Genomic DNA, 13,370 nt, shown 5'->3' with positions numbered 1-13,370 from the left:
CGGCGCGCCCGGTGCCGGTCGCGGCATGACCGATGCCGCTCGTGGCGTGACCGGTACCGGTCGCGGTTCCCCGGCCGGAGGGCGCGGGCCCGGCCGAGGGCGTTCCACGGCCGGACAACTCCGGACGGAAGGCGGGGCGTTGAGGTTGCCCCGGTGATCATCTTTCGATCTCCGCACGGCACCGCATGACTACTTTCGGACATACGTGCCTACGATGCGTGATCGACCCGTTCCGGCCCCTCGGGAGGCGCGCACAGCCCCGCCACACGCCCTCCCTCCCGTGCGGCACATCCTCACCGTTCATCTCCACGTAGCCCATATCTGCCAAAAAATTTGCGGAACTTGGGCTGATCGGCAGGAAGAACGACCGAATTTCTCCGTTCTCTTTTGACTCTGGATCTTCCTTTCGTGAAGGTCTCGTGCATGCCCACCTCATCTCCCGCCGCCTCCCGCGGCCTCCTGCGGCTGCGCGACTTCCGCCTCCTGCTCGCCGGGGCCGCGGCCGGTCAGGTCGGTGCCCAAGTCACTTTGGTCGCCCTTCCGTTGGTGGCGGTGCTCGAGCTCCGTGCGCCCGCCTTCCAGGTGGGCCTGCTCACGGCGGCCGAGACGGCCGCGTTCCTGCTCATCGGGCTGCCCGCGGGCGCCTGGGTGGACCGGATGCGCAAGCGCGCGCTGATGATCCGGGCCGACGTGGTGCGGTGCGCGGCCATGGCGAGCGTTCCGCTCGCCGCGCTCGCCGGTGTGCTGACGATGGCGCAGCTGTACCTGGTGGCGCTGGTCACCGGTGCCGCCACGGTCTTCTTCGACGTGGCGCACCAGAGCTATCTGCCGCAACTCCTGCCCAGGGAGCGCCTGGTGGCGGGCAACGGCGCGCTGGAGACCGTGCGGTCCTCGGCCCAGGTGGCGGGTCCCGGGCTGGGCGGCGGTCTCGTGCAGGCCGTCGGCGCGCACCTGGCGATCGTGGCCGATGCCGTCGGGTACGCGGTCTCCGCGCTGTTCCTGCTGGCCATCCGCACGCCGGAGGACAAGCCCGCACCCGTGCCGGGGTCCTCGGTGCGCAAGGACGTCGCCGAGGGGCTGCGGTTCGTGTTCGGCAGTCCGCTGCTGCGGGTCATCGCCGCCGCGACCGGCCTCGGCAACTTCTTCAGCGCGATGCTCCTGGCCACCCAGACCGTGTTCCTGGTCCGCGTGCTGGAACTGCGGCCCGGCGCGGTGGGGTTGATGCTGTCCGCGTCGGCCGTCGGCGGGCTCGCCGGTGCGCTGTGCGCGGGCAGGCTGGCACGCCGACTGGGGCAGGCCCGGCTGATCTGGCTGTCCTGCCTGGTCACCGGCCCGTTCGCGGTGCTGTGGCCACTGGCGGGCAAGGGGGCGGCGGCCGTTCTGTTCGCGGTGGCGTCCGCCGTGGTCTTCTTCGGCGCCGTGGTCTACAACGTGGCCCAGGTGAGCTTCCGTCAGATGCTGTGCCCGCCGAGGCTGTTGGGCCGGATGAACGCGACGCTGCGGTTCCTGATGTGGGGCACCCTGCCGCTGGGCGCCGTGGTGGGCGGGACCGTCGCCGACGCGTTCGGGGCGCGCGCCGCGCTGTGGGTGTGCGCGGCCGGCTTCCTCCTCGTACCCCTGCCCCTGCTGCTGTCGCGGCTGCGGGGCATGCGGGACCTGCCGGACGCGGAGAGCGAGCCCGTGGACGAGGCCCCGGCCGCGTCGGGGGCCACCCGCTGAGTCGGCTCCCCCCCCAGCCCCACCTCCCCCCCCACTCGAACCTGTCCGAAGACCTTCCGAGTTCCGAGAGAGGATCCCGTGCACCGCAGCATCACCGGCTCGTACCTGGACCGCTACCAGCGCCTCGCCGGGGGCGGTGACGGCGCGGACCTGCTGCCCGTCACCGGCGCCCAGCGCCGCTTCGTCCTGGTGCGGGCCATGGACCCCACCGGACGGCCCGACACCGTCCCCCTGTTCTTCGCCTTCCCGTCCGGCAGCGTGGACGCCGGACGGCTCCGGGACGCCGCCGAGCACCTGGCCGCCCGGCACCCGGTGCTGCGCGCACGGGCCGGGGTGTTCCGGGGGACGCCCGTACTGCGGGCCACTTCGCCGTCCGTACCGCTGGAGGAGGTGCGTCCGGCCCCCGGCGAGGGGGTGCGGGACGCGCTGCGCCGGGCGCTGGGGGCGTGGCACCCGGACGGGCCGCCGCTGCGGCTGTTCCTCGCGCGGGACACGGGCGTACGGGACACGGGCGTACGGGACACGGGCCTGCGGGACGCCGACGCGAGGGACGCGGGCGAAGCGCACCCGGCGGAGGACGTGGTCGCGGTCGTCCTGGACCACGCCGCCTGCGACGGGCAGTCCCTGGCCCGCATCGTGGCGGACCTCGGCGAGGCCTACCTGTCCCGGCTCGGCGCGGCCGACGTACCGGCGGACGAACAGGTCTCCGGGCTCGCCGAGTACCGGGAGGCGGTCCTGCTCCAGTTGGAGGCGGAGCACCGGGCCAGCTCCCCGGACGCCCTCGCGTACTGGGGGGAGCGGCTGCGCCCGGTGGGCGAACGCGCGCCCCGGTCCGGCAGGCCCCTGCCCACCGGCGCCGCCGAACGCGACGTCGCAGGCGATCCGTCGGGCGTCCCGTTCGCCACCCTGCTCGACGCCTGCCGGTCCGCCGCCCGCGTGCTGTACGGCGCGGGGCATGTGCCGCCGATCGGCTATCCCTGGGGCGGCCGGCCCGCCGGGGCCTCCCCCGTGGTGGGCTGCTTCCTCAACACGGTGGTCTTCCCCGCCGGTACGGACGAGGCGCGCCCCGCCCCCGAGCTGACCGCCACCCAGTGGTGGGACGACCTGGACCGCGCCGACACCCCCTTCGACGAGGTCGTGCACGCGGCCCGCACCGCCGGGTCCCGCTGGTCGGGGGCGCTGGACGGCCTGCTGACCGTGGACGACGCCCGCCGCCGGCCCGCGCTGCGCCTGGGCGGGGTGACGGGCCGCGAGACGTACGTCGACGGGCGGCCGGTGCGGGCCCCGTTCGCCGTCTCCGTGGTGCAGGGGCCGACGCTGCGGCTGCGGATGGTCTGGGACCGCGCCGTGCTCGACGACGATCTCGCCCAGGACGCGTTCGCCGCGCTGGCCGGGGAACTGCGGGCGGGGCTGCCGGTCGGCTGAACCACCGCACGCCTCCCGCACCTCCACCCCGCACCCCGACACGACCTCACGACTTCACGACTTCGCTCCGGCGGACCCCGCGCGACCCGCGGGACCGCCGAAGACCGCCGGGCGGCCCGGGTGACACCGCGCCGCCGCCCACCGGGCGCAGGGCCCGCATCCGTGCCCTCCCGCCCTCCTGTCCCACGACCCGACAACCCCAGGGATCGCCATGCTCCCCCTCTCCTCCTCGCAGGAGATCGTCTGGCTGCACGAACAAGTGCAGCCCGGCAGCCGCGCCTACAACTTCACCGCCTCCCTCGACCTGTGGGGCGACCTCGACGCCGACGCCCTCCGCGCGGGCCTCGCCGCCACCCTGAACCGGCACCCGGGCCTGCGCCTGGAGCTGGTGCCGGTGCCCGGCGCCATGCCGGGGCAGCGGGTCGCCGCCGAGTGCCCGACCCGGCTGCACCGGGCCGACCTCGGCGACCACACCGACCCCGAGGCCGCCTTCCAGGAGCTGCTGCGGGCGGAGGCCGAGCGTCCGCTCGACACCTTCGAGGCGCCGCTGCTGCGCTGGACGCTGGTGCGGATGGCCGACGGCCACCACCGCCTCATCCACGTCGAGCACCACCTGATCCACGACGGGCACTCCTTCGCCATCCTCCTCGCCGACGTCTTCGGCACCTACCGCGCCCGGGTCCTCGGCGAGCAGGCCGCGCTGCCCCCGGCGTCCTCCTACGCGGACCACGTGCTCGCCCAGTCGGGCCCCGGCCGCGCGGACGACGTACGGGCGGGCCTGGAGTTCTGGACGCGGGAGCTGGCGGGCGCCTCGTTCGACCTGCCGCTGCCGGGGCTGCTGCAGCCCGGGGCCGCCCGGCGGCACCACGGCGGTCAGCTCCGCCAGTCGATCGGCGCCGACCTCGCCGAACGGCTGCGGGCGCACGCCAAGGAGCGCGGGCTGACCCCGTTCGCCACTCTGCTGGGGCTGTTCGCGGAGCTGCTGCGGCGGCACTCAGGGCGCTCCGAGATGGTGGTCGGCACGGCCGTCGGCAACCGTCCGCTCGGCTTCGAGGACGCCGTGGGGATGTTCGTCAACACCATCCCGCTGCGGCTGCGGCTGGACCCCGACGCCCCGGCCCAGGACACGATGGACGAGGTGACGGACACCCTGGTGCGGGCGCTGCCGTACCAGGAGGTGCCGGTCCAGGAGCTGACCCGCTCGCTGGGGCTGCACACCTCGGGGGCGGACAACCCCCTGTTCGACGTGATGTTCAGCGCGCACGACGCGGTCCTGCCCGACCTGGAGGTGCCGGGCCTGGAGGTGTCCCTGTTCGAGGGGTTCAACACCGGGACCACGCGCTTCGACCTCGATGTCGTCCTGCTGCCGGACGACCGGCGCGGGGTGGGCCCGCGACCCGGCGCCGGGGGCATGACGCTGGTGTGGGACTACGACGTGGACCTGTACGGCGAGGACGTGGCGAAGCTGCTCGCCGCGCGCTTCCTGGACCTGCTGCGCGCCTACCTGGACTCCCCCGGCACCGCGCTGGCCGCCCTCGCCCCCTGTGCCGTCGCCCCGCTCCCCGAGCCGGCGGCCGCGGCCCTGCCCGGCCGCGACCCGCTGGACCCCCTCCCCGCCCACGACCCGGCGCTGCCCGCCCTGCTGGTGGGGGCCAGGCGGATCACCTACGGCGAGCTGGACGCACGGGTGTCCGCTCTCGTACGACGGCTGGACGCGGCCGGGGTCACCGCCGGGCAGCCGGTGGCGGCGGTGCTGCCGCGCGGGGTGGACTCGGTGGTGACGCTGCTGGCGTGCCTGCGCAGCGGCGCGGTGTACTGCCCGCTGTCGCCGTCCGATCCGCCCGCCCGGCTGGAACTGCTGCTGGAGCGCCTGGCCCCGGCGGTGGTGCTCACCGCGCCGGACACCGGGGTGCGGATTCCGCGGGGGCTGGCGGCGGGGTCGGTCGTGGACGAGGTGCTGCCGCCCGCGACGCCCGCCGAGGCGGTGCCGTCGGCCGCGTACGTCATCCACACCTCGGGCTCGACCGGCGTCCCCAAGCCGGTCGCGGTCGGCCACGGCGCGCTGCGCGCCTATGTGACCGGGGTCGCCGAACGGTTCGGTCCCGCGGCCGGGGACCGGGTGCTGCTGTTCGCGCAGCCGTCCTTCGACGTGGCGCTGGAGGAGGTGCTGCCGTCGCTGTACGCGGGGGCCTGCCTGGTGGTGCCCGAGGTCGAGGTGCCGACCGGCGCGGAGCTGGTCGGACTCCTCGCCGCCGCCCGGGTGTCGGTGGCCAATCTCCCCACCAGCTACTTCCTGGCGACGCGCGAGGAGCTGCGGGCGGCGTTGTCGGAGGGCCGCTGGTCGCCCCGGCTGCTCGTCCTGGGCGGTGAGCGCCTGCCGGCCGACGTGCTGCGGGAGTTCGTGCGCGGCGTCGACGGCGGGGGCGACGGCGGCGTACGGGTGTTCAACGCGTACGGCGTGACCGAGGCTTCGGTCAGTTCCACGGTGTACGAGATCGACCCGGCGGCGCTGCCGGGCCTGGCCGAGGTACCGCTCGGCCGCGAGCTGCCCGGTGAGCGCGTCCACGTGCTGGGCGCGGGACTCCAGCCGCTGCCCGACGGCGCGGTCGGCGAACTTGCCGTCGCCGGAGCCGGGTTGGCGGAGGGCTACCTCGGCAACCAGGAGGCCACCGCCGCACGGTTCGTGCACGTTCCGGCCCTGGACGGGGCCCGGGTCTATCTCACCGGAGACCTCGGGTACCGCGGCCGGGACGGTCTCCTGCGCTTTCTGGGGCGGCGCGACAACCAGGTCAAACTGCGCGGCCACCGCATCGAGTTGGAGGAGGTGGAGGCGGCCGCCTCCGCCGTGCTCGGCGGCCGCTCCTGCGCCGTCGTCCTCGACGCGTCGACCCCCGGCAGCCCCCGGCTCGTCGGCTTCCTGGAGGACGGCGGGCCCGAAGAGGCGTGGCAGGAGCAGGAGTTGCACCGCGCGCTGAGCGACAGGCTGCCCGGCGCGCTCGTGCCCGGCGCCTGGGTGCGCCTGCCCGCCATGCCGACGCTGCCCGGCGGCAAGCCGCACCGTGCGGCGCTGGCGGAGCTGGCCGCCGCACAGCCCCGCGCGGCGGAACCCGCCGGGGCCCCGGACTCCGCGCCCGCCCTCGCTCCGGACGCGTCCCCCGCGCTGAAGCTGCTCGCCGACGGCTGGCGCGAGGTGCTCGGGCACGGCAGGTTCGCGGAGGGCTCGCACTTCTTCCGCGTGGGCGGGCACTCCCTGCTGGCCGCGCAGCTCGCCGCCTGGCTGGAGCCGCGTCTCGGCAGCCGCCCGCCACTGCGGGTGCTCTTCCAGCACCCGGTGCTCGCCGATCAGGCCCATGCGCTGACTGCCACGACCGCCGCCACCGCTTCGCCGAATTCATGAGGACCCCCATGCCGAAAGGACATCAGGACGTGACGCGAAGTGTGCTGTACGGACCGGCCGTCGACCCGGACGGGACGGAGGTGCTCGGCCGGTACGAGGAGTGGGTGCGCCGCACCCCCGACGCCCCGGCGGTGCTCGACGGCCCGCACTCCTGGACGTACCGGGAGATCGACGCGGCGGCCGACGCGCTGATCCGGGCCTGGGGCAGCCGGGTGCGCCCCGGTGACCTGGTCGGCGTCTGCCTGGACAGGTCCGCCGCGCTGGTGGTGACCGCCGTCGCGCTGGCCCGCGCCGGCGCGGTGTACCTGCCGCTGGGCCCGCGCCCCGGGGAGCGCAGGCTCGCCGCCGTCGGCGAGGACGTCGGCGTCTCCTGCCTGATCGGGGCGCCCGAGGTGCTGCCGGCCGCGCACCGGGCGGCGGAGCAGCTCGCGCTGCCGCTGCCCGGGTCGGGGGTGAACGCGGCGGCCGGTGCGGTCGCGGCGTTCCTGCCGCCCGCGCCCGGCGCCCACCCGGCCCCCGAGGGCGCGCTCTACGCGGTCCTGACCTCGGGTTCCACCGGCCGCCCGAAGGCGGTCGCCGTGGCGGAGGCCGCGCTGGCCCCGCTGCTCGCGTGGTACCGGCGGGAGACCGGGGTCGGTCCGGGCGAGCGGCAGTCGCTGCTCATCGGCGTGGCCTTCGACCCGCACGTGCTGGAGCTGTGGGCCGGGCTGACCTCCGGGGCGGCGCTGGTGCCCGCGCCGGACGCGGTGCGCTGGGACCCGGCGGCGCTCGTGGACTGGTGGCGCGCGGCGGAGGTGACGGTCGCGGTGACGGCGACGCCCATGACCGAGCCGCTGCTCGACGCACCGTGGCCGCAGGACCTGGCGCTGCGCCAGCTCGTGGTCGGCGGCGACCGGATGCGCCGCCGTCCGGGCCCGGACGTGACCGCCGTGGTGCACAACGCGTACGGTCCCGCCGAGGCGACGGTGATCACCACCGTGCACACCATGCGGGCCACCGACGCCGACGCGCACCAGGACGCGCAGCCGCCGATCGGTGTTCCGCTGCCGGGGGTGGGCGTGCTGGTGACGGACCCGGAGGGCCGGGTCGTACCGCGCGGCGAGGACGGCGAACTGCGCATCGCGGGCGTCCAGTTGGCGCTGGGATACCTGGACGCCGAGCTGACGCGGGACCGGTTCGTCACGACGCCCGGAGGGGCCGGTGACGGCGAGCGGGTGTACCGGACCGGGGACCGGGTGCGGATGCGCGCCGACGGGGTCGTGGAGTTCCTGAGCCGTCTGGACGACCAGGTGAAGATCAGCGGCGTACGGATCGAACCGGCCGAGGTGGAGGCCGCGTTGGAGCAGGACCCGGCGGTCCGCAGCGCGGTGGTGGTGGCCCCGAGGGACGCGGAGGGCCGCGCCAGGCTCGTCGCGTTCGTGCTTCCCGTCGCCGGGGCCGCCGCGCCGCCGGACCCGGGGGCGCTGCTGGCCGCCGCGCGCACCTGGCTGCCGGAACAGGCGGTGCCGTCGGCGGTGGAGGTCGTGGCGTCCTTCACGCTCGACGCCAACGGCAAGGTCGACCGGGCGGCCCTCCTGAAGGAGCTGCTGGAGCGGGAGGAGGCGGGCGCCGGCCCGGTCGCCGCCGACCAGGACGGCGCGTCCGCGAACGAGCGGCTGGTGCTGGGCACGGTACGGGTACTGCTCGGCCGCGCCGACGTGGCACTGGAGGACAACTTCGCCGACATCGGCGGCACCTCCCTGGTGGCGGCCCGGTTGCTCGCCGCCGTCGAGCGGGAGACCGGGGTGCGGCTGCGCGCGCCCGAACTGCTGCGCCAGCCCGACCTGAAGTCGGTCGTCGCCGTGCTCGACGCACGCTGCGCGGCGGCCGGGACGACGGAGGCCCGCGATGTCTGAGGCGTACGCGTCCCCCGGGACGCCCCCCGATCTGACCGCCCTGTTCGCCGAGCGGGCCGCCCGGACACCGGACGCGCCGGCCCTGATCGACGGCGACTGCTTTTTGACGTACCGTCAGCTCCTGTGTGCGTCGAGGAACTTGGCGGCACACCTCGCGCACCACGGGGTACGGTCCGGTGAGCCCGTGGCGCTGCTGACCCGGCGGTCGGCCCGTACCGTGGTGGCCCAGCTCGCCCTGTGGTGGGCGGGCGCGGTGTGCGTCCCGCTCGACCCGGCGCACCCGCAGGCCCGCACGCGGGCGGTCCTCGCCGACTCCGGGACCGTGCTCACGGTCGGGGACGGCGACCTGCTGGACGCCTCGGGGGTGAGCGGACCACGGCTGCCGCTGCCGGCCGGCGCGCTCTCGTACGACACCCTGCACGACGACGCCTCGTCCTCGCTGCCGGGACCGGTTCCCGACGCGACGGCGTTCATCATGTTCACCTCGGGCTCCACCGGCCGCCCCAAGGGCGTGGCCGTCCGCCATCGGGCCGTCGCCTCGCTGGTCACGGAGCCTTCGTACGTCACGGTGGGTCCCCGAGACCGGGTGCTGCTGCACTCCCCCGCGACCTTCGACGCCTCGACCTTCGAGGTGTGGCTGGCCCTCGCGGCCGGTGCGGCCGTGGTGGTCTGCCCCGCCGACCGGCCGTCCTTCGAGGACCTGGCCAGGACCGTGGAGCGGCACTCCGTCACGGTGGCCTTCCTCACCACCGCGCTCTTCCACCAGCTCGCTTCCCGCCGTTCGCGGATCTTCGCGCTGCTGCGGTCGGTGGTGGTGGGCGGCGAGGCGCTGTCGGTCCAGCACGCGGGCTCGGTGCTGGGGGCGTATCCATGGCTGGAGCTGGTCAACGGGTACGGGCCGACCGAGACGACGACCTTCGCGACGGCCCACCGCGTCACGGACGCGGACCTCAAGGGGCCGATGCCGGTGGGCCGCCCGATCGCCGGGGCGAGCGCACACGTCCTGGACGAGGACGGCGGTGCGGTGGCCACGGGCGCGGTGGGCGAGCTGTGGATCGGTGGTACGCGGCTGGCCGCCGGATACGTGGGGCAGCCCGCGCTGACCGCCGAGCGGTTCGTCGAGCTCCCCGGGCTCGGCCGTCTCTACCGCACCGGTGACCTGGCCTCGGTCCGGGCCGACGGGGTGCTGGACTTCCATGGGCGGGCGGACGACCAGGTGAAGGTGCGGGGACACCGCGTCGAACCGGGCGAGGTCGAACACGCCCTGCGGGAGCTTCCCGGAGTGGAGGACGCGGCGGTGACGGTGCGCCGGGCGGCGCGGGACGACGTACGTCTCGCGGGCTTCGTGGTGCTGCGGGCGGGGGCGGCGGACACCGCGGCCCTGCGCGGCGCGCTCGCCGAGCGGCTGCCGGAGTACCTGGTGCCGGACGAACTGACGGCGGTGGACCGGCTGCCGCTGACCGCGTCCGGCAAGGTCGACCGGGGGGCGCTGGCGGGCCGCGGTCCCGCACCGGCGTCGGAGTCGGAGCACTCGACGGAACGCGGGGCCGCGCACGAGGCGGAGCGCGGGCCGGAACGCGATGCGGCGCACGAAGCGGGGCCGATACCGGACACGGGCGAGCCCGCGGGCACCCGCACTGCCACCGGCCTCGTCTCCTCGGACCCCGGTGCCTTGGCACCCGGCTCCTCGGGCCCCGACACCCCGGCCCCCGCCACCCCGGACCCGGCCGCCGCCGTCGCCCCCGGCGCCCCGCCCCCGCTGACACCGCTCCAGGCGGTCGTCGCCGAGGTGTGGGAGCGGTCGCTGGGATGTGCGGTGGGCTCGTCCGACGACGACTTCCTCGCGCTGGGCGGCCACTCGCTGCTCGCCCTCGTCGTCATCGACGACCTCCGTGAGGACCTCGGCGTGGAGCTGACGCCGGCCGAGTTCTTCGCCGCACCCACCGTGGCCGGTCACGCCGCCCTCGTCGAGCGGGCCCTGCTGGCGGCCCACGGCGACCCGCACCCCGCGCCCGCACCTTCCTCCGCCCACCACGACGCGCCGGAGCACACCGATGTCCCCTGACACCACCACCGCCCTCCAGCAGGAACTGCTGCGCCGGGCCCGCGCCCGCACCGCCGCCGCCCCGCCTCCGCCGCAGCAGCGGGCCGGCGCCTCGGAGGCCGAGGCCGTGCCCGCACGCGCACCGCTCTCGCACGCCCAGCGCCGCATGTGGCTGATGGACCGGCTCGGCCGGAGCGACGGCGCCTACAGCGTGCCCTTCGCGACCCGGCTGACCGGCCCGTTCGACCTCGACGCGTTCGGTGAGGCGCTCACCGCGCTCGTGGCCCGGCACGCGATCCTGCGCACGCGGTACGGGCAGCAGGGCGACGAGCCCTACCAGGAAGCGCTGCCCGCGCCGGACGCGGTGCCGGTGCGCGTGGTCGACACGGGGAGCCCGGAGGCGTCGGACCTGGCCGACGTGCTGTCCGCCGAGGCCCTGCTCCCCTTCGACCTCGCCGCCGGAACGCCACCGCGCGCCCTGGTGCTGCGGCACGGTCCCGAGGACCACACCGTCATGCTGACGTTCCATCACATCAACATGGACGGGCACGCGTTGGAGGTCGTCGCCGACGAACTCGCGGTGCTCTATGCACGGGCGACGGGCAAGGCCGTGCCCGCGCTCCCCGCGCCGCCCCAGTACGCGGACCACGCCCGGCACGAGCACGCCGCGGCCGCCGGGTTCGGTGCGAGCCTGGACCACTGGTCCCGCCGTCTCGACGCGGCCGCACCGCCCGCGCTCCCCCGCCCCGCCGCCCCGCCCGCCGACCTGGCGGAGCGTCCGTCGGCCACCTGCCTCACCCCGCTGGGCGACACGGTCCTGGACGGGCTGCGCGGGGTGGGCAGGGATCGCCGGGCGACCCTGTTCACGGTCCAGCTCGCCGCCGCCTTCGCCGCGTTGCACCGGCTGACCGGGGAGAGCGATCTGGTGATCGGCTGTGCCGCCGGACTGCGGGAGGGCCGGGAGGCGGCCGCCCTGGTGGGCCTGTGCGTCAACACGCTGCCCATCCGGGTGGACCTCGGCGGCGACCCGGCGTTCGGGACGCTGGTGGAGCGCGTACGGGACGCGGTGCTGGAGGCACAGCAGCACCGGCACGTTCCGTACGACCTGGTCATGGAACGGCTCGGGGCGGCCGCGCGCGGCGGTGACGGTGCGGCGCTGGTACGGGTGACGGCCGACGTGCTGGGCGAGCCGACCGCGCTGCGCCTGCCGGGCCTGCACGCCGAGGCCGTCGATGTCGCCCTTCCGCAGGCCAAGTTCGACCTGTCCTTCGGGCTGGTGGGCACGGCACAGCCGGCGGGCCTGCTCCAGTACGCGCGGGGCGCGCTCGACGACACGACGGGTCAGGAGCTGGGCCGGTCCTTCGCGGCGCTGCTGACCGCGGTCGCCGCCGATCCCTCGCTGCGGCTCTCCGACCTGCCCGGCGCGGCCTCCCCCGCACCGGACCGGCATCCGGTGGAATCGGCACTGCGCGCGCGGCCCGGGGTCGCGGACGCCGCGGCCCACCGGGCGCCGGACGGAACGCTGTGGGCGTACGCCGTACTGCGGGAGCGGATGGGCCCCTCCCCCACCCAGCTCCGTGCCGCACTGCGGTCGTCGCTGCCCGAGCGGGACATGCCGGTCGCGGTGACGCTGCTGGACTCGCTGCCGCGCCGGGCCGACGGATCGCTCGACCCCGGCGCGCTGCCGGGCGGTCCCGGGGCGCTGCCCGCGCCGGGCGGGCCGCGTGCCGACGCCGTGACGGAGGCGTTCGCGCACGTCCTGCGCCGCCGTCCGGCGGCGGACGACGACTTCTTCGCCCTGGGCGGGCACTCGCTGGCCGCCGTGCGGCTCGCCGAGCGGCTGCGGACCGGGCTCGCGCTGCCCCTGACCGGGCTCGACGTCATGGAGGCCCGTACTCCGCGCGCGCTGACGGCACTGCTGGAGACCCGCGCCGCCGCCCGTGCGGCCGCCGTGGCCGTACGGCCGGCCGGCCGCCGCGCGGTGCGGGCGGGCACCGTCCTGGTGACCGGGGGCACGGGCGGCGTCGGCTCCTTCGTCCTGCGGGAGCTGGCCGCGCAGGGGCGGCCCGTGCTCGCGCTGGCCCGTCCCGAGTCCGCGCACCTCGTGGCCGGTGACGGCGTGGAGGTGGTCGAGGGCGACCTCACCGACCTGGACGGCCTGCGCCGGGCGGTCGCCGGGGCGGACGCGGTGATCCACGCGGCCTGCACCTTCACCCGGCCCGAGGTGGACGTCGCGGCGATGCGGGCGATGACCGAGGCCTGGAGCGGGGGGCCGTTCGTGTTCGTGAGCAGTGTCGACGCGTACGGCCGCCCCGACGGCGCCGAGGTGGCCGAGGAGGCCCCGCCCGGTCCGCCGCTCAGCCCGTACGGGCGGGGGAAGCTCGACTGCGAGGCCCTCCTGCTGGCGGCCGCGGGCACCGGGGGGCGCGGCGGGGCCAGCGCGGTGCGGTCCCCGCTGGTGTGGGGCGCGCACGACCGGCTGCGCGACCAGCTCCGCTGGGGTGCGCTCGGGCTGCTCTACCAGGGGCTGCGCGCGAACACCCCGGTCACGCTGCCCGCACCGGGCACGCACGGCCACCCGTGGTACGGGGCGGCCTGGGTGCACGCGGCGGCGCTGGCCCGCGCGGTGACCGCCTGCCTGGACGCTCCGGTGCACGGCGTGGCCAACGCGGTGAGCGGGCACACCGGCTGGCCGGAACTCACCGCCGAGCTGCGGACCCTGCTGGGCAGCACGAGCGAGGTGCGGTACGCGGACCACGTCCACCCCGACCTCGACCACCGCTGGCACTACGCGGCCGGCCGGCTGGCCGGTGCGCTGCGCGCCCGGCCCGGCGAGGACTTCCGTACGGTACTGGCCGCGATGACCGGCTGAGCACCGCCCCGGCGGCGC

At 76.2% G+C, this 13,370-nt stretch carries 6 protein-coding genes; all 6 read left to right on the top strand.

Going from position 1 to position 13,370, the window contains the following annotated elements; all coding sequences use genetic code 11:
- Positions 1 to 423: 423 nt before the first annotated feature.
- The 6 genes from ACZ56L_RS22845 (at position 424) to ACZ56L_RS22820 (ending at position 13,352) form a co-directional block, all read left to right on the top strand.
- Positions 424 to 1,719, top strand: a complete 1,296-nt coding sequence (locus ACZ56L_RS22845; RefSeq protein WP_345219595.1) for an MFS transporter — start codon at positions 424 to 426, stop codon at positions 1,717 to 1,719.
- A gap of 78 nt (positions 1,720 to 1,797) precedes the next feature.
- A complete protein-coding gene (locus ACZ56L_RS22840) occupies positions 1,798 to 3,144 on the top strand; it encodes a condensation domain-containing protein (protein ID WP_471065899.1) in 1,347 nt (448 codons plus the stop codon).
- A 211-nt stretch (positions 3,145 to 3,355) separates the two neighbouring features.
- Complete coding sequence (locus tag ACZ56L_RS22835) at positions 3,356 to 6,541, top strand: non-ribosomal peptide synthetase (RefSeq protein ID WP_471065897.1); 3,186 nt, start codon at positions 3,356 to 3,358, stop codon at positions 6,539 to 6,541.
- Between the two features lie 29 nt (positions 6,542 to 6,570).
- Positions 6,571 to 8,436, top strand: coding sequence for a non-ribosomal peptide synthetase (locus ACZ56L_RS22830; protein ID WP_471065895.1), 1,866 nt, complete (start codon positions 6,571 to 6,573; stop codon positions 8,434 to 8,436).
- A complete protein-coding gene (locus tag ACZ56L_RS22825) occupies positions 8,429 to 10,501 on the top strand; it encodes an amino acid adenylation domain-containing protein (RefSeq protein ID WP_471065893.1) in 2,073 nt (690 codons plus the stop codon). The genes ACZ56L_RS22830 and ACZ56L_RS22825 overlap by 8 nt, the downstream gene beginning before the upstream one ends.
- Positions 10,491 to 13,352 (top strand): condensation domain-containing protein, encoded by a 2,862-nt coding sequence (locus ACZ56L_RS22820; RefSeq protein ID WP_471065891.1) that lies wholly within the window; start codon positions 10,491 to 10,493, stop codon positions 13,350 to 13,352. Before ACZ56L_RS22825 ends, ACZ56L_RS22820 begins: the two co-directional genes overlap by 11 nt.
- The last annotated feature ends 18 nt before the right edge of the window (positions 13,353 to 13,370 follow it).

Source organism: Streptomyces sp. NPDC039736 (genome assembly GCF_055596485.1).
Note: the sequence above shows the minus strand (reverse complement) of the source record. Positions and strands in the feature narration are given on the sequence as shown.

What these genes read in the sequence shown, in the direction of transcription:
- ACZ56L_RS22835 (WP_471065897.1), top strand. Translation starts at nt 3,356, where the DNA reads ATGCTCCCCCTCTCCTCCTCGCAGGAGATCGTCTGGCTGCACGAACAA.
- ACZ56L_RS22825 (WP_471065893.1), top strand. Translation starts at nt 8,429, where the DNA reads ATGTCTGAGGCGTACGCGTCCCCCGGGACGCCCCCCGATCTGACCGCC.
- ACZ56L_RS22845 (WP_345219595.1), top strand. Translation starts at nt 424, where the DNA reads ATGCCCACCTCATCTCCCGCCGCCTCCCGCGGCCTCCTGCGGCTGCGC.
- ACZ56L_RS22820 (WP_471065891.1), top strand. Translation starts at nt 10,491, where the DNA reads ATGTCCCCTGACACCACCACCGCCCTCCAGCAGGAACTGCTGCGCCGG.